An 18,215-nucleotide genomic window follows, 5' to 3' on the forward strand; every position below is an offset into this window, starting at 1 on the left:
GGCGAGGGCTGAGTAGAATGCGAGGGCTGAATTGATCCCCTTGCTCAGGGCGACGGGGCTCTCCAAGACCTACGCCGGCCCGGGCGGCGCTCCCGTGCCGGTGCTCCACGACATCGATTTCGAGGTCAGGAGGGCCGAGTTCGTGGCGGTGACAGGTTCGTCGGGGTCGGGCAAATCCACCCTGCTGAATCTCCTGGGGCTGCTCGAGCCGGCGTCCGCGGGCGAGGTCTGGCTTGGCGAGGAGCGCGTGAGCCACCTCGGCCGCCGCGCGCAAGCGCGGGTGCGCGGCGCCTCCATCGGCTATGTGTTCCAGTCCTTCATGCTGCTCTCCGGGCTGACCGCGCTCGACAACGTGATGCTCGCCGCGCGCTACGTCGGCCGGGACCGCGCCGTGGCGCGGCGCGAGGCGCTGGACCTTCTCGAGCGGATGGGCGTCGCGCACCGCAAGGACCACTACCCGGCCCAGCTCTCGGGCGGGGAGCAGCAGCGCGTCGCCTACTGCCGCGCGATCCTCAATCGTCCGCCGCTGGTGCTGGCCGACGAGCCGACCGGCAATCTCGACGACGAGCACGCGCGGGTGATCCTGGCCGAGCTTCGCGCCTCAACGGCGGAGCGCGGCACGGCCGTGGTACTCGTCACCCACCGTCCCGAGACGCAGGCCGGTGCCGATCGCGTGCTGCGGCTCCGCGACGGCCGCCTCGCGCCGGGGCCCGCCGCGCCCGCAGCGTGACGCGCCCGGCGGCGTCATGGGCCGTTGCGGCCCTTGCGGCGCTCCTGGCGCTCTCCCTTCTGCTGCCCGGCCTCGGGCGAGCGCCCTTCGACGATCCGGGCGAGGGACAGCATGCCGAGATCGCGCGCGAGGCCTGGGCCTCCGGCGATCTGCTCGACTTGAGACTTAACGGTGTCCGCTACTTCGACAAGCCGCCGCTCCTGTACTGGCTGATCGCGCTCGACTTCCGCGTTTGGGACCCGTCCGAGTGGGCCGCACGGCTGCCCTCTGTCGCGGGAGCCGCCGCCGCCGCCGCGGCGACGGCGTTCCTCGGCGCGCGTCTCCTCGGCCCGGGCGCCGGGCTCCTCGCCGCCGCAGCGCTCTTGTCCTGCGCGCTCTTTGCGGTCTTCGGCCGCTACGTTCGTCCCGAGACGCTCTTCGCGGCCGCCATCCAGATCGGACTGACGGGGCTCCTGCTGGGCGTGACGGGCGACGGGCGGCGCGCCAGGCGCTGGGCCGTCGCGGGCTGCGCCGCGCTCGGCGCTGCGTCGCTCGCCAAGGACCCGCTCGGGCTCATCGCGCCACTGGCCGCGGTCGCCGCCGCGCTCGCGGCCTGTGGGCGCCTGCGGCCTGTCCGTCGGTGGCTGCCGTGGGCGGGAGTGGCGCTCATGCTGCTGGTGGGTCTCGGCTGGTATGCCTGGAGCGCGCTCCGGCATCCGGGCTTTCTCTGGTACGCCGTCGTGGACAACCATCTCCTCAACGCGGTCGGGCTCCGCCATTTTCCGGATGAAGATGTCCCGCTTGCCACCGGGGAGTTCCTTGCCGTGGCCGCGCTCGGCGCTTTTCCGTGGATCATTCCCGCCGGGCTCGTGATGGTGTCGCTCTACCGCAGGCGGGCCTGGCGAGATCCCGAGGAGACGCCCTGGGTTGCCCTCGCCGTGTGGATCATCGGGCTCTGGGGCCTCTTCACGCTCTCGGCCTTCAAGCTGCCCCACTACGGTCTACCGGCGTACCCGGCCATCGCGCTGCTGGCCGCGCGCTGGTGGACCGAGCGCGGGGAGCGCGGCCGCGCGCCGGCCCTCGTCCACGCGGGGCTCTTCGCGCTCATCGCCGTGGGGCTCGGCCTGGTGGCCGTCGGCGACGGCAAGGGCTTCCTGGACACAGTCTTCTCCGCTGTCGACGTCAACACCCGCAAAGGCGCCACCGCCGCCCAGGCTTCTCCGCTGCCGCCCTGGTCCGCGCTCCAGCCGCTGGTGGCCCGGACTGCGCTGGTTATTGGGGCGGGAGCGGTCACCCTTGGCGTGATCGCATGGCGCCGCGCCGGGCGGTGGACTGGGGCCGTCGTGGCCACGACCATGCTGGCCGTGATGCCGGCTGCGACCCGCGCCCTCGACCTCGTCGCCGGCGCCCGCGCCGTGACCGGCATGGCGGCCGAGGTGCGGCGCCTCGCGGCGCTGGGCGCGCTGCTGGCCCACGAGGGCGCAATCGAGAACTCGGGCGCGCTCGAGTTCTACTCGGGTCGCCGCCCGGTGCTCGTGGACGCTCGGCGCAGCGTGCTGGGCATCGGCGCGACCTTTCCGGATGCCGCGGGTACGTTCTGGACGGCCGACGAGCTCGCCGCGGCGTGGTTGTCGGGCCGCCCCATCCTGTTAGTGACGTCGCGCGAGCCTCGGCGGAGTGGGGTCTCAACGCTGCCCTCCGACCGCGTGAGGCTGCTTCGCGCCGAGAACGGCCGCTGGCTCTATGCCCCGGTTCCGCCTACCGCCGCGGCGACGCGCTAGCCGCCCGAACGTGGAGGTAGCCCGCAGGTAGAGATGGCCCGCAGGTAGAGATGGTCCGTCCGGCCGCGTTTTGCTATGGTGGGCCGGACATGGCGGCCGACTATCTCCGCACCCTGTTCCTCCACCCCCCCTCGCGGGAGGGTTTCGACGGTGGCGCCGGCTCGCGCTACCAGGCGAAACGGGAGATCCGCTCCTTCTGGTATCCAACCTGGCTCGCCCAGCCCGCGGCGCTGGTCCCGGGCTCGAGACTGGTCGACGCCCCTCCGGACGGTCTCACGCTGGACGATATCCGGCCGCTGGCGCGCCAGTACGACCTCTGCGTCATGCACACGAGCACGCCGTCCTTCCCCGGCGACATCGCGGTCGCCGAGGCGCTCAAGGCCGAGAACCCGCGCCTGATGATCGGCATGGTCGGCGCGGCGGTGGCCGTGGCGCCGGAGGCCTGCCTCGCGGCGGGTGGGGCGCTCGATTTCGTGGCGGGCAGCGAGTTCGACTTCACCATCCAGGAGGTGGCCCATGGGCGCCCGCTCCGGGATGTGAAGGGCCTCTCGTACCGCGTCAACGGGCGAGTCGCGCACACGCCCGCCCGGCCCATCCTCGAGAACATGGATCTCCTGCCGTTCGTCACGCCTGTCTACAAGCGTGACCTCACGGTCGAGCACTACGCCATCGGCTATCTCAAGCACCCGTATGTCTCCCTCTACACGGGACGCGGGTGCCGCTCCAAGTGCACCTTCTGCCTCTGGCCCCAGACGGTCGGCGGCCAGCGCTACCGGACGCGGAGCGTGGAGCACGTCGCCGAGGAGATGGCGATGGCGCAGCGACTGTTCCCGCAGGTCAAGGAGTTCTTCTTCGACGATGACACGTTCACCGACGACCTGCCGAGGGCCGAGGCCATCGCCGCGCGCCTGGGCAGGCTCGGCATCACCTGGTCGGTCAACGCCAAGGCCAATGTCCCGTACGCGACGCTCAAGGTGTTGAAGGACAACGGGCTCCGGCTCCTGCTCGTCGGTTACGAATCCGGCAACCAGCAGATCCTGAACAATATCAAGAAGGGTGTCCGCCTCGACGTCGCGCGGCGTTTTACCCGCGACTGCAAGGCGCTCGGCATCGCCATCCACGGCACCTTCATCCTGGGCCTGCCGGGCGAGACCCGCGACACCATCCAGGAGACCATCCGGTTCGCGTGCGAGATCGACCCGACCACCATCCAGGTCTCGCTGGCCGCGCCCTATCCGGGGACGTCGCTGTATGCCGAGGCGCGGCGCAACGGCTGGATCGAAGCCGAGGAGCTGGTGGACGACACGGGAGTGCAGCTGAGCACCATCGGCTACCCGCATCTCCCGCGAGCCGAGATCTACCGCTCGGTGGATGAGGTGTACCGGCGCTTCTACTTCCGCCCGCGCAAGATGATCTCGCTCGGCGCCGAGATGCTGCGCAATCGCGAGGTCATGCGGCGCCGCCTCTCCGAGGGGCGCGAGTTCCTGCGCTTTCTCCGCAAGCACCGGGAGACGGCGCCTGCCGGTTAGTCACCCCGCCCCGCGCGCCGCCCGCCCTCCGGCGGTCGGGCGGAACCCGTGTGTTAGCATATCGGTATGAAAGTCCTCGTCATCGACGCGATCGCGCAGGAGGGGATCGCCTTTCTCGCGGAGCGCGGGTTCGAGGTCGAACAGGTCTCGTCCAAGATTCCGCGGGCGGAGCTCTTCGAGAAGATCGCGGGCTACGAGGCCATCATCACCCGCTCGTCCACCACGGTGAATGCCGAGTTCCTCGGCCACGCGCGGCGCCTGCGCTTCCTCGGGCGGGCGGGCGTGGGCGTGGACAATATCGACGTCGAGGCCTGCTCCCGCCAGGGCGTGGTGGTCGCCAATGCCCCCTATGGCAACGTGGTGTCGGCCGCCGAGCACACGGTCGGCATGCTCCTGGCCCTCGTGCGGAAGATCCCGTCCGCCCACGAGGCGCTCAAGCGGCTCGAGTGGGATCGCGGCATCTACGGCTCCGAGCTGTTCCGGAAGACCGCCGGCGTGATCGGCCTCGGCAAGGTCGGCTCGCGGGTCGCCGCGCGACTGCGCGCCTTCGACATGGACGTTCTGGTCTACGACCCGTACATCCCCGAGGGCCGCGCGCGGGATCTGGGCGTGCGGCTGACCGATCTCCAGACGCTGCTGACCCAGGCCGACATCGTCACGGTGCACGTGCCGCTCTCGGACGAGACGGAGAACATGCTGGCGGCGCGCGAGATCGCGCTGATGAAGCCGGGCGTCCGCATCGTCAACTGCGCGCGCGGCGGCATCGTCAGCGAGCCCGACCTCCTGGCCGCGCTCGAGTCGAGGCACGTCGCCGGGGCGGCGGTGGATGTCTGGACGGAAGAGCCGCCGGTCTCGCCGCTCGTCAAGCGCCTGGTCCAGCACCCGCGCGTGATCGTGACGCCGCACCTGGGGGCCAATACGCAGGAGGCGCAGGTCAACGTCGCCGTGGACGTGGCGCGGCAGCTGGCGGCGTTCCGCGACGGCGAGCTGCTCGAGCACGCGGTCAACGTGCCGGTGGGCGACCGCGAGAGCATGGCCGAGATCCGGCCGTTCGTGACGCTGGCGGAGATCCTCGGCCGCTTCTGCCTCCAGCTCGAGAAGGACAATGTCGAGCGCGTCGAGGTGGACGTCGCGGGGCTGGTCGCCAGGCGGGACCCGGAGCTGATCGGCCGCGCCGTGCTGAAGGGCCTCCTCGACGGCGTCACCGCCCAGACGGTCAACCTCGTGAACGCGCGGCTCGTGGCGCGGGAGCGCGGGCTCGAGGTCGTGATCCGGACCGACGAGGCGGCGCCGTCGGGTTACACGAACCTCGTCACCGTCACCACCCAAGCCGGAATCGGGCGGAAGATCATCGCGGGCACTGTCTTCGACGGGGCGCCGAGGATCGTGCGGCTCCGGGACCTTCACATCGAGTTCATTCCCGAAGGGCATGTCCTCGTGCTCTCGTACGAGGACCGGCCCGGTATGGTCGGTAAAATCGGCTCCATCCTCGGCCGTCACAACGTGAACATCGCCTCGATGCACGTCGGGCGCCGCACGAAGCGAGGGCGCGCCATCGTCGTGCTGCTCCTCGACGAGGACGTCGCGCCCGAGGTCATGGAGGAAGTCTCGAAGGCCGTCGAGGCCGATTTCGCCCGCGTCATCCGGCTGGGGGCGCGATGATGGCCGCTGCGTCGAAGCGCGCGGCCGCCGCCCCATTGCGCACGCGGCGCGCCGCGCGCGGCTTCGAGCGGCGCCCCTGGGGAGGGTTCGAGACCCTCCAGGTGGGCGCGGGCTACAAGGTCAAGCGCCTGGTGGTCCAGCCGGGCCACCGCATCAGCCTCCAGCGCCACCGATTCCGCGCGGAGCACTGGGTGGTCGTGGCCGGCGCCCCGCGCGTCGTCATCGAGGGCAGGGCGCGGCGGCTCAAGCCCCCCGCCACCGTCGATGTGCCCCGCGGCGCCTGGCACCGGATCGAGAACCCCGGCCGGCGCCCGGTGGTCATCATCGAGGTCCAGCACGGATCGCATCTCGATGAACGCGACATCGTCCGCCGCCACGACGACTATGGCCGCGCGGACGGTGTCACCCGGCCCCGTTCGCGCTAGCGTCGGATCCCGCCTAGTTCAGGTACTTCGACACTCCGAGATAGATCGCCGCCAGGCTAAGGTACTCGTGCAGGACGGCTTCGGCCTGGCGGCGCTTCCGCCACCAGCCGTCTCTGGGGAAGTCATCTTCCATCACGAGCGCGATCAGGCCCTCGATGTTTCCGGAGGCTTCTCGCGTCCACACGAGCTTCACTCGCCGCGAGTGCTGGGGCGACGTGACCAGGATGACCCGCCGCCAGCGACGAGCCCGCGCCGTCTCAGCCACGACCCTGAGCTCTGCCTCCGTGGTCTTGACCGGGATGGAGAGGAGGACGATGGCGTCGGGCGGCACGCCATGCTTTTCGAGGACGAGGCGGGATTCACCCTGGTAGTCGAGGCGGCGCACGCCGAGCGCGATGAGCTCGCGGACCCGGTCGGGCGTGAAGTCGTTGGAGAGGACGATCCGCGGCGCCCAACCCTTGCGGTAGAGTCCGGCGGCGGTGGCCTCACGGATTGGGATGCCGCCCGCCATGATGACGACGGCGTCGGCGGGCGCCAGCGCGTCCTCCACGACGAGGGCCCGGCCGACGAGGCGGAGCGCCGGCCGGTGAGCGGCCGCGGCCAGAACCACCAGCGCCGCCGCTAGTAGGGCGGCGACGGCGAGCCAGCGGCGCGCGCGCGGCGTCACCGCTCCAGCTCGACCAGGTACTCCTTGATCCTGCGGGCGTCCGGCGCGTCCGGCTTGAGGGCGAGGTACTTCCGGAACGCTTCCTTGGACTTCTCCGTCTGCTTGCTCTGGTAGTAGAGGAAGCCCATCTGTCGGAACGGGTCGGGGTAGGTCGGGTCGAGGGCGGCCGCGCGGTCGTAGGCCTGGAGCGCCTGGGCGACGAGCGCCGGCTTGTCGGCGGGGTTCTTGGCGCGCTGGGCCTGGAGGCGGTAGAGGTCGCCGTAGTAGAGATGGGTCGTCGGGTCCTTGGGCGCTAGCGGCAGCACGCGGTCGAGCTGGGCCTTGGCCAGCCCGAAGCGGCCGGCGCGGATGTCGAGCGCGGCGTTCTCGCGCACGATGGTGCGGGTGCGCATCGCGAACTCGTCCGTGTTCCGGACGCCCCCGGCCGTCTCCGTCGCCGCGTACTTCGTCTTCAGCAGATCCAGGGTGTTGGCGATCCGCTCGTCGAGCCGCGGGTGGTTGCCGAAGAAGAAGTTTTCGAGCTTGCTCCCGTCGCCGTGGTCGTCCTTGAGGAGCTCGAACACGCGCGGCGCCTCGGCCGGGTCGTAGCCGGCCTTGACCATGCGCTCCATCCCCTCGCGGTCCGCCTCGCGCTCGAGGTCGCGCCCGAAGCCGTTGACGGACGCGATGAAGGCGAGCTGGAGGCCGAGCCCGAGGAAGATGTTCGACGTCGTCCGCAGCACCTCGGCGGAGACGTAGTTGCCTTTCCCAGCCTGGGTGCCGGCCGCGACCGCGACCCCGAGCGAGGCGGCGATGGCCAGCGCGGTGAACCAGATCTGCTTGTTCTGCGCGTCGCGGTTGAACATGAGCGCGTGGCGGTTCGTCACGTGCGTCAGCTCGTGGCCGAGGATCATGGACAGCTGCGCTTCGTTCTCGACACGGCTGAGGAGCCCGGTGTGGATGTACACCTTGCCGTTCGGCATGGCGAAGGCATTGAGCGTCGGGTCGCGGAAGACGGCAATGCGGGGGGCGGGCGCGCCCGCCTTCTGCGCCTCGTCGGGCACGAGCGTGGCCGCAACGCCGGACAGGTAGTCTTCCAGGAGGGGATCGTCGTGGGTCTTGCCGAGCTTGCCGAGCTTCTCCTCCTCCTTCTCGGCGTCGCTCCAGAGCTGCCGCTCGTCGGGCTCCGGGCTGAAGGGCTTGCCCTGGTAGCCCATGGGGGGGACGCTGGTCGAGGCGCACCCGGCCAAGAGGACCGTGACCAGGGTCCAGGCCCAAAACTTGGTAGACCACCCCCACCGGTTGTACGATGACCGCCAGGAGGTGCTAGCCATGCGTCGTATCCTTGCTCTGTCACTCTGCCTGCTGGCCGCGACGGCTTGCGCGTCCAACCCGCCGCGCGTCCAGCGCAGCGAGTTCGAAGACATTCCCGTTCCCAAGGGTCTCACCGTCGACCTCAACAAGTCCACGATCATCGAGTCTCCGACGGTCAAGGCCGCCCGCCTGTTCTACAAGGGGCGGGTCGAGATCGAAAGCCTGGCCCTGGCTTTCCGGACGACTCTCGAGGCCAATGGCTGGCGGAACATCTCGGCCACGACTGCCTCCGACAAGGGTATCACCCAGATCTACGAGAAGACCGGCAGCTCGCTGCAGGTGCTGATCTACGAGGGCTGGTACGACACCTGGGTCGAGATGTCTGCCACCCGGGCGATCACTTCGAACGGTCAGCCGAAGTAGGCTGGGCTCAGTGCGCCGTCCGGGCCCCGGGTGCGGGCGGTCGATCGCGGGCGCGCCGCGGGTCACCTCTTCTTGATCGCCTTCTGCAGCACCTGGACCAGCTGCTCGACCCCCTGCGTCTGCTTCCCCGTCATGTGCACGCGCACCACCCGGCGTCCCGCGTCCCGCAGGGCCTGGAGGTCGCCCAGGGCCTGGGCGGCTTTGAGCGTCGAGAAGCCGTAGCCCGCGCCCGGGATGGCCATGTCCTCCTTGTCCTCGCCCGTGAGCTGAATGAACACGCCGTTGGGGCGTCCGCCCTTGTGCAGCTGCCCCGTCGAGTGCAGGTAGCGCGGGCCGAAGGCCACCGTGGTCGCGAGCTTGAGGTGATCACGCAGGAGCGTTCGGAGCTCCTGCAGTCGGCTCCACGTGTCCGCCGTGGGCGCCAAGTACGCCTGGATGGCGATGTAGTCGCCCGCCTCAGCCTGCCCCAGAAATTCCTGGAGCCCCTGCGACACTCCGGCCGGCTTCTTGCCTGAGTTCGTCATGAGCACGAGGCCGTTCTCCTCGGCGTCGGCCGGCCATTCCGGCAGCTTCTTGCTCTTCTTCCACGCCCCGAGCAGCGACGCCGTGTTCTCCTTGGCGCGCGTGACGTCGGGCTCGTCGAAGGGGTTGACGCCCATCGCGACGCCGGCGGCGGCCGTCGCCAGCTCCCAGCGGACGAACTCGGCCCCGACCTCCAGCGGCTCCCGGAGCGCGATGCGGATCACGGGATGCCCCGCGTCCTCGAGCGCGTTGAGCGCGGCGTCGTGGCTAAGGTCGCCCTCGAGCGTGACGGCCACGAAGACGCGGTCCTCGCCGTAGACCGCGGGCGGGCCGAGCGGCTCGTCGTCCACGGGCACGAGGCCCTTGCCGTCCTTGCCGAGCGACTCCGCCAGGAGCTGCTCGATCCAGGGGCCGAGACCGCGGAGCTTGCGCGAGAGCACGAGCGTCACCTTGTCGCGGCCGGCCTTGGCCAGCCCCGCGAGCGCGGCGCCGAGCCGGACCGCGGCATTGTCGCGGGCGCCGACCGCGTTCCCGCACGCCTCGACCATAGCGTGGGCGCGGTCGAGCAGCGCCTTGATGTCGATGCCGATCAGCGCCGCGGGCACGAGGCCGAAGAAGGACAGGGCCGAGTAGCGTCCGCCGATCGAGCCCGGGTTGAGGAAGGTGCGGCGGAAGCCCGACTCGGTTGCGAGCTTGTCGAGCGGCCCGCCGGGGTCGGTGATGGCGACGAAGTGGATACCCGCGCGCGGCACCGAGGAGGCCGCGAGCTGTCCGCGGAAGTACTGGTACAGGGACAGGGTCTCGGTCGTGGTGCCGGACTTCGTGGCGACGATGAAGAGTGTGCGCGTCAGGTTGAGCCGGTCGAGCGTGTGCTTGATCGCCGCGGGATCGGTCGAGTCGAGCATCAGGAGGTCTGGGTAGCCCATCTTGGAGCCGAAGATGAGGTTGAAGACGTCGCCGCAGAGCGACGAGCCCCCCATGCCCAGCAGCACGACCTGCGTGAACTGAAGCCTCCGGATCTCGTCCGCGAAACCTTTGATCTCGTCCGCGTGGCCGCGCATGATGGTCGGCGAGGTCAGCCAGCCGAGACGGTTGCGGATCGCCGCGGTCTCGCCCTTCCACAGGGACGCGTCCTTGACCCAGAGACGGTCCATGAAGTCCTGGCTCTCGAGGGCGTCCATGGTCTCCTGAACGGCCGGCAGCTTGAAGGCCTCGTCTGCGGGGCGCGCCTGCGCCTTCGCCTGCGCGGCCACCGGCGTCTCCATCTCGATCGTGCCCGCCGTGACCGGCTCCCCGGGGGCATCGGCCGGTGCCTCCTGGAGCGCCCGGCCTATGGCCTCGACCGGCACCTCTTCCCAGGTGTCGCGCTTGTCGGGCGCCGCCGCGCGGGCAGCGGCCGGCTTGCCCTTGTCTGCGGCCGCCGGCGGGCGCTCCTGCTGCGACGGAGCCGGCTGGCGCGTCGTGCCTTTCTCCGTGGGCGCCAGGCCGCCCTCGAGGAGCGCGACCTTGGAGACCTTGCGCACAAAGCGCTCCTCGCCGGAGAAGGAGGCGGCAAGCCATGCCGACGCGATCTCGACCGCCCTCGCGACGTCCACCTCGCGGGCGCCCAGGCACAGGACGTTGGCGTCGTCCTCCTCGCGGGAGAGACGCGCCGCCGACGGGTCGTGACAGAGCGAGGCCCGGACGCCGCGGATCTTGTTTGCAGCGATGGAGGCGCCGGCGCCGCTGCCGCAGATCAGCACGCCCGCGTTCACGAAGCCGCGGAGCACGGCCTGCCCGACCGCGCGCGCGTAGTCCGGATGGTCCACCGGGTCCGTGGAGAAGGTGCCGAGGTCAAGGAGGTCGTGGCCGCTCGCTTCGAGCGCCGCCGCCACCTGCTCCTTCAGCGGAAAACCAGTGTCGTCACAGCCGATCGCGATTCGCATGGGTCGGGGGTCTCCTGACGGCTCCCTATTCTCTCAAGATACGCGGGGCCCCACAACGCTCTCGTACAGGCGACCCTGGCGAGCTCGCGCGGCGGCGTGGGTGTCGCGACGGCGGGGGTCGGGGCGCACCTGAGACCCCGACGGCTCGGGCGAGGGCGCTCGGGCGGCCGAGCGCACCCAGGGCCAGGAGCGCCGCGCCGCGGCTCGAAGCCTCTGTGCCCTCGCGCACCTCAAGGGGCACCCCCAGCGCGTCGGCCAGGACCTGTGCGAAGACGCGGGAGTGCCCGAACGCGCCGCCCGAGGCGATGACCGCGTGGTCCGGCGACGCCACCGGCGCGAGCCGGTCGTAGACCGCCGCGAGGCGATATGCGACGGCTTCGACCAGGGCGCGGAGGATCTGCGGCGCGGTTGTGGCGAGCGAGATGCCAGCCACCGCCGCCTGCGCGTCGCCGCGCCAGCCAGGGCTCCGCTCGCGCGCAGGCGGCCGGTGAGGCGCAGCAGCAGGTATTCGGCGAAGCCGCACCACGTGGCCGCGCGGGCGAAGACGTCGGGCTTGGCCTCGCGCAGCCAGGTGAGCTTGGCCGGGAAGAAGGTCGAGTGCAGCGGCGCGCCGGTGCGGGCGTGCACTGCCGGTCCGTCCAGGCGGGCCCGGAGCGCCTTGGCCGCCCCAGCGCTCCGCGTGTCCGTCCAAGTCATGACGCCGGTGAGCGGGCGGCCCTCGGCGTTGAGCGCCAACAGGCTGTGGCAGAAGACCGAGGCGCCCACGGCCGCCGGTGGGCCGGCCGGGGAGGCAACGCAGCGGTCGATGGCCGAGGCCGTCGCGGCCACGAGCTCCTCCGGATCCAGATGGGAGCCCCCGTCGGGAGTGGCGGTGGGCTCGCAGCTGACTCGCGCGTCGGCGCCGGGCAGGGGCCGTCCCAGGGCATCGTAGCCGATGGCCCGGATCGAGCTCGTGCCGACATCCAGCGCGAGGATCCACATGGGTGCGGTATATTCTCCTCGACGCCCCGGCTTCCGTGGGGCATGTTTTCGACCGGCCGGGCGACCGAGAGGAGCGTATGGCTGAACCCGAGTGGGAGCTGCTCACGGTGCGCGGGCTCGGCATGACGGACGAGCGCGCGGCCGAATTCGTCGGAACGTTCGTCATCCACCGGGCCGGCAGCGCCGAGCCCGTCGAGCAGGTGCAGGTCCGCGTCAAGCGGAGCGTGCTCGAGGAGATGTCGGGCACCCTCAAGCGCTTGCTCGCCCGGTCCACGCGGTACACCCGCTAGCCTTGAACAAGGAGCCCCGATGGCCACGATCACCGTCTTGACTCCGGTCGGCGAGCAGCGCCAGGCGACCCTGGCTGTGCCGCCGCTGCCGGCCGACCTTCGCGGCCTCACCGTGGGGTTCGTGGACAACACGAAGCACAACTTCGACCTGCTGGTGCAGGAGATGGGCGCGCTCCTCAAGGAGCGTTTCGGCGTCAAGGCGGTGGTGCACCGGAGGAAGGCCAACGCCTCGACCGCCGCCTCCGACGAGATCATCGAGGGACTCGCGAAGGACTGCGACCTCGTCTTCGCCGGCTCAGGCGACTGAGGCTCCTGCACGTCGTGGAGTCTCCACGACTCGCTGGAGGTGGCCAAGCGCGGGACGCCGTCCGGGCTGATCGGGACCACCGTGTTCCAAAACCTCGCCGTGAGCGAGATGGCGGCGCTCGGAGCCACGGGGCTGCCGCTCATCGTGATCCAGCACCCGCTGGGCGGTGAGAAGCCCGAGGCCGTGAGTAGGCGCGCGCTGCAGGCGGTGGAGCAGCTGGCGAGCCTGCTCGGCCGCGCGTGAGCGGTACACTGTCCCGGTAGGCCGTCATCTCACGCCAGGAGGACACCTTGCCCGACGCCAGTTCCGCTTTCCGTGAGCTCCAGTTGCCCGAGGAGGATGTCTACGCGGAATTCGTCAAGCGCGACTGGTGCGACGGGCTGCCCATCGTGCCCCCCACGCCGGAGCGGGTGCGGGCGATGGTCGCGGCCGGCGGGGAGGATCCGGCTCGGGTGCTCGGCCTCATGCCGCCGCTCTGGCGCGAGGCAAGCGTCGAAAAGCTCGCCGTCAACGCCGTCATGGCCGGCTGCGAGCCCGCCTGCTTCCCGGTCGTTCTCGCGGCTGTCGCGGCCATACTCGAGCCCGCCTTCAACCTCTATGGCGTCCAGGCGACCACGCACCCTGTCGCCCCGCTCGTCATCGTCAGCGGCCCCGTCGCGCTTGCCGTCGGCATGCACGCGGGCGCCGGCCTCTTCGGTCCTGGCTTCCGCGCCAACGCGACCATCGGCCGCGCTATCCGGCTCATCCTGATGAACGTGGGCGGAGGCTGGCCCGGGCGCCACGACATGGCGACCCAGGGCAGTCCGGCCAAGTTCTCCTACGCCATCGCCGAGCGGGAGGACGTCTCGCCGTGGCCTCCGCTCCACGCGCGGTTCGGGTTCGCGGCCGAGCAAAGCGTGGTGACGGTCTTCGGCGGCGAGGCACCCCACAACGTCAACGACCACGTCTCGACCGCGGCGGCGGGCATCCTCAACAACGTCTCGGACGTCGCGGCCACGCTCGGCTCCAATGTCGGCTGGTACATGGCCCAGAGCCAGCTCCTCGTGGTGCTGGGGCCCGAGCACGCGGCAACCGTTGCCGCCGACGGGTTCTCGTGTTCGGATGTCCAGCGCTTCGTCTTCGAGCACGCCCGCATCCCACTAGGCAGGCTCAAGCTCGGCGGCATGTGGGGCATGCACGACTGGCCGCTCTGGATGCAGAAGGTCACCGACGAGCAGGCGCTCCTGCCCATGGTGCCGACCCCAGAGGACGTCTACGTCATGGTCGCCGGCGGCCCGGGCAAGCACTCGTGCGTCGTGCCCAACTGCACCTTCAGCCGCGCGGTGAGCAAGGCCGTCGAGCTGCGGCCTTAGGGGACGAGGGGACTCCGCTGCGCGAGAAGCGGCTCTGGTGGGCGGTGCTGGCGCTGGCCCTCTGGGTCGGCGCCTGGGCGACGCTCGACGCTTGGCGCTGCGTCGATCAGCCCTACGCGGGTTTCTCGGTGATGGACAACCTCCTGGTGGGGCTCGGGGTCGAGCGCGGCGGGCTCGAGCCGTTCGACTTCGTGCGCGCCATGGACGGCCGCCTCCTCGCCTCCGGCAGCCAGATCCACGACGAGGTCCGCCGCCACCCGCCGGGCACGAAGTTCCACTACCTCGTCAACCGTCGCGGTAGCCTGGTCGAGGCGGACATCACGAGCAAGGTCGAGCCCGTCCGCGACTTCGTGCGGTTCGTGCTCGAGGGGCTGCTGCCGGGGCTGCTCTTCCTGGGGCTGGGCGCCGCCGTCCTCGTCCTCAAGCCCGGCGCCCCGGACGCGCGGGTCTTCCTGCTCTTCTGTCTCATCTGGTTCGTGACGGCCGTCCTCTACCGCGACGCCGTCAGCACGTACCGCTTCGACGCCATCTTCCTCACCGCCTGGGCGTTCTCGCCCGCGCTCTACCTGCACCTGGCGCAGAGCTTTCCCGAGCGGCGCCCGTGGTCACTGCGCCACCCGCGCGTCATCTGGTTCGCCTACGGCGTCTCGGCGCTCCTGGCCGTTCTCCTCCAGATCCGCCACGCCGGCGTCCCGCCGAGCGAGTTCGTGCTGATCCCGACCGCGGCCGCAGTGTACTGGGTCTCGTCCCTCGTCCTCCTGATCGCGGCGCTCGCGACGACGGCGCTGCGTGGCTCGACCCCGCTTGGCCGCCAGCGCGCCCGGGTGTTGCTCGCGGGGTTCGCCGTGGGCCAGCTCGCTCCCGTGATGGGCACGGCCCTCGAGGCCGTGACGGGCATGGCGGTGCCGCACCTCAACCTGCTCTGGAAGCTCAACGTCCTCTTCCCGGTGGCCGTGGCATACGCCATGGTGCGCTACGACCTCTTCGACGTGCGAGCCGTCGTCCGCCTCGGCACCATCTACGGGCTCGTCACCGGTGTCGTGATCGCGGCCTACGCCTTGGCCATCACGCTGCTCAACGTGGTCTTCACCCGGCTCGGGATGGGCGCGAGCCCGCTCGCCACGGCCGTGGTGCTGGCGCTCGCCGTCGTGCTGTTCCTCAACCCCGTCTACGTCCGCGCCCAGCGTGTGGTGGACCGGGTCTTCTTCCGCCAGCGCCTCGACGTCCAGCGCTCCATCGAGCGGCTCGCCGGCACCATGACGACGGTCCTCGACCTCGACCGCATCGCGGGCCTCATCAGCCGGACGGTGGACGAGGCCTTCCATCCGACGCGGCTGACGCTCGCGCTGCTCGACGAGGGGCAGGGGCGCTACCGTGTCGTCGTCGGCAGCGCCGGGCCCATGGGCGCGGGCGGTCTCATCGCCGCCGAGTCGTCGCTGGCTCTGCACCTGGGCAAGGAGCGCCAACCGCTCACACGGGTTCAGCACGAAGCCGACCCGGACATGGCCTCTTGCCGGAACACCTGCCTCGCTCAGATGCGTGCCCTCGGCGCCGAGCTGGTAATGCCGGTGCTCTTCGGCGATCGCGTCACTGGTCTTCTCGCCCTCGGCGAGAAACGCTCGGGCGCCTCCTATACGACGGACGACCTGCGCCTGCTGCGCGTCCTCGTCAACCAGAGCGCCGTCGCGCTCGAGAACGCCCGGGCTTACACGGCGCTCGAGGCCGCCAACCGGCGGCTCGCCGACACACTCCGCCGCGTCGAAATCCTCGAGTCCATCCGGGCGAGTCTGTCCAAGTTCGTGCCGCGCCGGGTCCAGGAGTTGATCGAGCAGGCGCCGGAGGCGCCGGAGCTCGCCAAGCGCGAGATGGACGTGTCGGTCCTGTTCGTGGACATCGCCGGCTACACGCGGCTGTCGGAGCGCCACGACCCCGATCGCCTCAACTTCGTCGTCGAGCGCTACTTCGGCGCCTTCCTCGACGAGGTCCTGCGCAACGGCGGCGACGTGAACGAGACCGCGGGTGACGGGCTCATGGTGATCTTCCAGGACGAAGACCCGGAGCGCCACGCGCGCAACGCCGCCCATGCGGCGCTCGGTATCTTGCGCCGGACGGACGAGATCAACGGCGAGGCGGGCGCCGTCGACGAGCCGATCCGCCTCCACGTGGGCGTGAACTCCGGCGCGGCCGCCGTGGGCGCCACCAAGATCGAGGGCACAGCCGGCACCCGCTGGACCTACACGGCCTCGGGCGCCGTGACCAACGTCGCCGCCCGGCTTGCGGCGCTCGGGGCGGGCGACTCCGTTTTCATCGGGCCGGAGACCGCCCGGCGGCTCTCCGGCTGGCTCGACCTCGAGGACCTGGGCGAGCGGTTGCTCAAGAACGTCGAAGAGCCGGTGCGCGTCTTCCGTCTCTCGGCGGGGCTGCCGACTTTGGCGGTCTCAGCTGGGGCGGTCTGAGCTGGGGCTGTCTGAGCCCGCCCACGCGAGGAGCCCGAGCGCCCCGAGCAGCAGCGCGGCGCCGGCCCACCCGACGGCGCCCAGGCGCTCGCCGAAGAGCAGGACACCGAGCGCCGCCGCGGTCAACGGCTCCAGCAGGGTTGCGATGCCCGCGGTCGTGACCGTCACGCGGCGGAGCCCCGCGCCGAAGACCACGTAGGCCGCGGCCGTCGGGACGACGCCCAGGTACAGGAGCAGCGGCCAGCCCGCGGCAAGCTGCGCCGGCGCGCCGCGCTCCAGCACGAGCACGGGAGTCAGCAGGAGGGCGGCCAGCGTGAATGTCAGCGCGGCGAGCGGCAGTGGCGCGATGCGGGCGAGAAGCCCCTTGGCGATCACCGCGTACACGGCGTAAGATAACCCGGCGCCGAGCGCGGCGAACGCACCCGCAGCGAAGGTGCCCGCGGTGAACCCGCCCGCGGTGAACCCGGAAGCCGCGGCGCCGTCCGCGCGCGGGCCGGCCAGGACCATGGCGGTGCCCGCGATGGACAGCAGCAGCGCCGCGAGCGTGGCCGGGCTCGGGCGCTCCTTCAGGGTGAGCGCCGCGCCGGCCGCGATCATGAGCGGTGCTGAGCAGATGGCGAGCAGCGCCGTCAGCGCCACGCCCGTGCGCGGCACGGCCCAGAAGTAGCACACTTGATACGCGGCCATGGCGGCGCCGAGGAGCGCGGCCTTCGCCCAATCGCGCGGCTGCCATTCGCCGCGCGCGGTAGTCCCGGGCGGTACGAGCGCGATTGCGAGGAGAAGGCAGGGCGCGGCGCCGGCCATGCGGGCCCAGCCGACCAGGAGCGGGCTCGGTGTCCCCTCCCTTGCCAGCAGGGCCATCACGGAGCCCGTGGTGCCCCACGACACCGCGGCCAGGCAGACGAGGACGAAACCGAGCAGCATTGCGCCGGTAGTATACGGGAGCGGCAGGCATCGAACTGCGGTCCACACCAGGAGATCTCACATGACCCGCATCGGCTTCATCGGCGTCGGCACCATGGGACTGCCCATGGCCACGAACCTCGTCAAGAAGGGCTTCGCGGTCACGGCCTACGACCTCAACCCCGAGGCCGTCAAGGCGGCGGCCTCCGCGGGCATGACGGCCGCCGCCTCGGCGGCGGAGGCCGTCGCCGGCGCCGACCTCGTGATCACGATGCTGCCCTCCTCGCCCCACGTCGAGGCCGCCTACGGGGACGACGGCGGCGTCATCAACGCGGCGCGCAAGGGCACGCTCTGCGTGGACATGTCCACGATCGACCCGGCTGCCTCGCGCCGCGTCGCCGCTGCGGCGGGCGAGCGCGGCATCCGCTTCATCGACGCGCCGGTCTCCGGCGGCACGCCGCGCGCCACGGACGGCACGCTTGCCATCATGGTGGGCGGCTCGCCGGAGGATTTCAAGGCGGCGCTGCCGGCGCTGCAGGCCATGGGCGCCAACGTGATCCACGTCGGCCCCGTCGGCAGCGGCGAGGTCGCCAAGCTCTGCAACAACCTTATCGCCGGCGTGGCTGCCGTGGCGGTGAGCGAGGCCTTTCGCATCGCCGAGGGCTTCGGCGTGGACTTGAAGGTTGTGACCGAGGTCATCTCGAAGTCATCGGGCAACACGTGGCTGATGGAGCAGATGCATCCGGTGCCGGGCATCGTGGCGCGCGCCGCTTCGACCAACGGCTACGCGCCCGGCTTCATGACCGACCTCATGTGCAAGGACGTCGGGCTCGCGGTGGACGCGGCGCGCAACCTGCGCATCCCGCTCTTCGTGGCTCCCGCGGCCCAGCAGGTCTACCGCCTGGCATCCTCTCACGGCCTCGGCCGCAAGGATTTCACCAGCGTCTTCACCTTCCTCAAGCCGTCGTCCGACCAGGCGCCGGTGTAGGG

General features: G+C 71.0%; 17 protein-coding genes. 12 read left to right on the forward strand and 5 right to left on the reverse strand.

Annotated elements, in window-relative coordinates; all coding sequences use genetic code 11:
• The first annotated feature begins 31 nt into the window (after window positions 1-31).
• From VGV06_18570 to VGV06_18590, 5 genes are all read left to right on the forward strand, one after another.
• Window positions 32-730, forward strand: coding sequence for an ABC transporter ATP-binding protein (locus tag VGV06_18570; protein ID HEV2057148.1), 699 nt, complete (start codon window positions 32-34; stop codon window positions 728-730).
• Window positions 727-2,490, forward strand: a complete 1,764-nt coding sequence (locus VGV06_18575; GenBank protein ID HEV2057149.1) for a glycosyltransferase family 39 protein — start codon at window positions 727-729, stop codon at window positions 2,488-2,490. Before VGV06_18570 ends, VGV06_18575 begins: the two co-directional genes overlap by 4 nt.
• A gap of 50 nt (window positions 2,491-2,540) precedes the next feature.
• Window positions 2,541-4,019: a hopanoid biosynthesis associated radical SAM protein HpnJ gene (gene hpnJ / locus VGV06_18580; GenBank protein ID HEV2057150.1), complete on the forward strand. Its 1,479-nt coding sequence runs from the start codon at window positions 2,541-2,543 to the stop codon at window positions 4,017-4,019.
• Between the two features lie 66 nt (window positions 4,020-4,085).
• A complete protein-coding gene (gene serA, locus VGV06_18585) occupies window positions 4,086-5,681 on the forward strand; it encodes a phosphoglycerate dehydrogenase (protein HEV2057151.1) in 1,596 nt (531 codons plus the stop codon).
• Window positions 5,678-6,106, forward strand: coding sequence for a phosphomannose isomerase type II C-terminal cupin domain (locus VGV06_18590; protein ID HEV2057152.1), 429 nt, complete (start codon window positions 5,678-5,680; stop codon window positions 6,104-6,106). Before serA ends, VGV06_18590 begins: the two co-directional genes overlap by 4 nt.
• A 13-nt stretch (window positions 6,107-6,119) precedes the next feature.
• Here VGV06_18590 and VGV06_18595 read toward each other — a convergent pair whose 3' ends face one another.
• Both VGV06_18595 and VGV06_18600 read right to left on the reverse strand, forming a co-directional pair.
• Complete coding sequence (locus VGV06_18595; GenBank protein ID HEV2057153.1) at window positions 6,120-6,773, reverse strand: YdcF family protein; 654 nt, start codon at window positions 6,771-6,773, stop codon at window positions 6,120-6,122.
• On the reverse strand, window positions 6,770-8,086 hold the full coding sequence (locus tag VGV06_18600) for a tetratricopeptide repeat protein (protein ID HEV2057154.1): 1,317 nt from the start codon (window positions 8,084-8,086) through the stop codon (window positions 6,770-6,772). Before VGV06_18600 ends, VGV06_18595 begins: the two co-directional genes overlap by 4 nt.
• Here VGV06_18600 and VGV06_18605 point away from each other — a divergent pair.
• Entirely contained in the window at window positions 8,085-8,489 is a 405-nt protein-coding gene (locus tag VGV06_18605; GenBank protein ID HEV2057155.1) for a hypothetical protein, read from the forward strand. The genes VGV06_18600 and VGV06_18605 overlap by 2 nt on opposite strands.
• Before the next feature lie 62 nt (window positions 8,490-8,551).
• Here VGV06_18605 and rpiB read toward each other — a convergent pair whose 3' ends face one another.
• Complete coding sequence (rpiB, locus tag VGV06_18610; GenBank protein HEV2057156.1) at window positions 8,552-10,936, reverse strand: ribose 5-phosphate isomerase B; 2,385 nt, start codon at window positions 10,934-10,936, stop codon at window positions 8,552-8,554.
• A 33-nt stretch (window positions 10,937-10,969) separates the two neighbouring features.
• On the reverse strand, window positions 10,970-11,917 hold the full coding sequence (locus VGV06_18615) for an FGGY family carbohydrate kinase (GenBank protein HEV2057157.1): 948 nt from the start codon (window positions 11,915-11,917) through the stop codon (window positions 10,970-10,972).
• 77 nt (window positions 11,918-11,994) lie between these two features.
• Between VGV06_18615 and VGV06_18620 the strand changes: the two genes are divergently transcribed.
• From VGV06_18620 to VGV06_18640, 5 genes are read left to right on the forward strand one after another with little or no spacing between them, the layout of a single operon-like run.
• Complete coding sequence (locus VGV06_18620) at window positions 11,995-12,207, forward strand: hypothetical protein (protein ID HEV2057158.1); 213 nt, start codon at window positions 11,995-11,997, stop codon at window positions 12,205-12,207.
• 19 nt (window positions 12,208-12,226) lie between these two features.
• Window positions 12,227-12,514: a hypothetical protein gene (locus VGV06_18625; protein ID HEV2057159.1), complete on the forward strand. Its 288-nt coding sequence runs from the start codon at window positions 12,227-12,229 to the stop codon at window positions 12,512-12,514.
• A gap of 39 nt (window positions 12,515-12,553) precedes the next feature.
• Window positions 12,554-12,757 (forward strand): hypothetical protein, encoded by a 204-nt coding sequence (locus VGV06_18630; GenBank protein HEV2057160.1) that lies wholly within the window; start codon window positions 12,554-12,556, stop codon window positions 12,755-12,757.
• A 47-nt stretch (window positions 12,758-12,804) separates the two neighbouring features.
• On the forward strand, window positions 12,805-13,866 hold the full coding sequence (locus tag VGV06_18635) for a hypothetical protein (protein HEV2057161.1): 1,062 nt from the start codon (window positions 12,805-12,807) through the stop codon (window positions 13,864-13,866).
• Between the two features lie 44 nt (window positions 13,867-13,910).
• Window positions 13,911-16,322, forward strand: a complete 2,412-nt coding sequence (locus VGV06_18640; GenBank protein HEV2057162.1) for an adenylate/guanylate cyclase domain-containing protein — start codon at window positions 13,911-13,913, stop codon at window positions 16,320-16,322.
• On the opposite strand, the gene VGV06_18645 is transcribed toward VGV06_18640, so the two are convergent.
• On the reverse strand, window positions 16,305-17,246 hold the full coding sequence (locus VGV06_18645; protein HEV2057163.1) for an EamA family transporter: 942 nt from the start codon (window positions 17,244-17,246) through the stop codon (window positions 16,305-16,307). The genes VGV06_18640 and VGV06_18645 overlap by 18 nt on opposite strands.
• Here VGV06_18645 and mmsB point away from each other — a divergent pair.
• Entirely contained in the window at window positions 17,197-18,213 is a 1,017-nt protein-coding gene (gene mmsB, locus VGV06_18650; protein HEV2057164.1) for a 3-hydroxyisobutyrate dehydrogenase, read from the forward strand. The two genes, VGV06_18645 and mmsB, sit on opposite strands and share 50 nt — an antisense overlap.
• The last annotated feature ends 2 nt before the right edge of the window (window positions 18,214-18,215 follow it).

The sequence above is a fragment of the Candidatus Methylomirabilota bacterium genome (assembly GCA_035936835.1).
Classification (GTDB): Bacteria; Methylomirabilota; Methylomirabilia; order Rokubacteriales; family CSP1-6; genus AR37.

Bases quoted from the DNA above. Each gene is read 5' to 3' on its own strand.
- VGV06_18590 (HEV2057152.1), top strand. From the start codon at position 5,678: ATGATGGCCGCTGCGTCGAAGCGCGCGGCCGCCGCCCCATTGCGCACG.
- VGV06_18605 (HEV2057155.1), top strand. From the start codon at position 8,085: ATGCGTCGTATCCTTGCTCTGTCACTCTGCCTGCTGGCCGCGACGGCT.
- rpiB (HEV2057156.1), bottom strand. From the start codon at position 10,936: ATGCGAATCGCGATCGGCTGTGACGACACTGGTTTTCCGCTGAAGGAG.
- VGV06_18625 (HEV2057159.1), top strand. From the start codon at position 12,227: ATGGCCACGATCACCGTCTTGACTCCGGTCGGCGAGCAGCGCCAGGCG.
- hpnJ (HEV2057150.1), top strand. From the start codon at position 2,541: ATGGTCCGTCCGGCCGCGTTTTGCTATGGTGGGCCGGACATGGCGGCC.
- VGV06_18620 (HEV2057158.1), top strand. From the start codon at position 11,995: ATGGCTGAACCCGAGTGGGAGCTGCTCACGGTGCGCGGGCTCGGCATG.
- VGV06_18645 (HEV2057163.1), bottom strand. From the start codon at position 17,246: ATGCTGCTCGGTTTCGTCCTCGTCTGCCTGGCCGCGGTGTCGTGGGGC.
- VGV06_18615 (HEV2057157.1), bottom strand. From the start codon at position 11,917: ATGTGGATCCTCGCGCTGGATGTCGGCACGAGCTCGATCCGGGCCATC.
- serA (HEV2057151.1), top strand. From the start codon at position 4,086: ATGAAAGTCCTCGTCATCGACGCGATCGCGCAGGAGGGGATCGCCTTT.
- VGV06_18600 (HEV2057154.1), bottom strand. From the start codon at position 8,086: ATGGCTAGCACCTCCTGGCGGTCATCGTACAACCGGTGGGGGTGGTCT.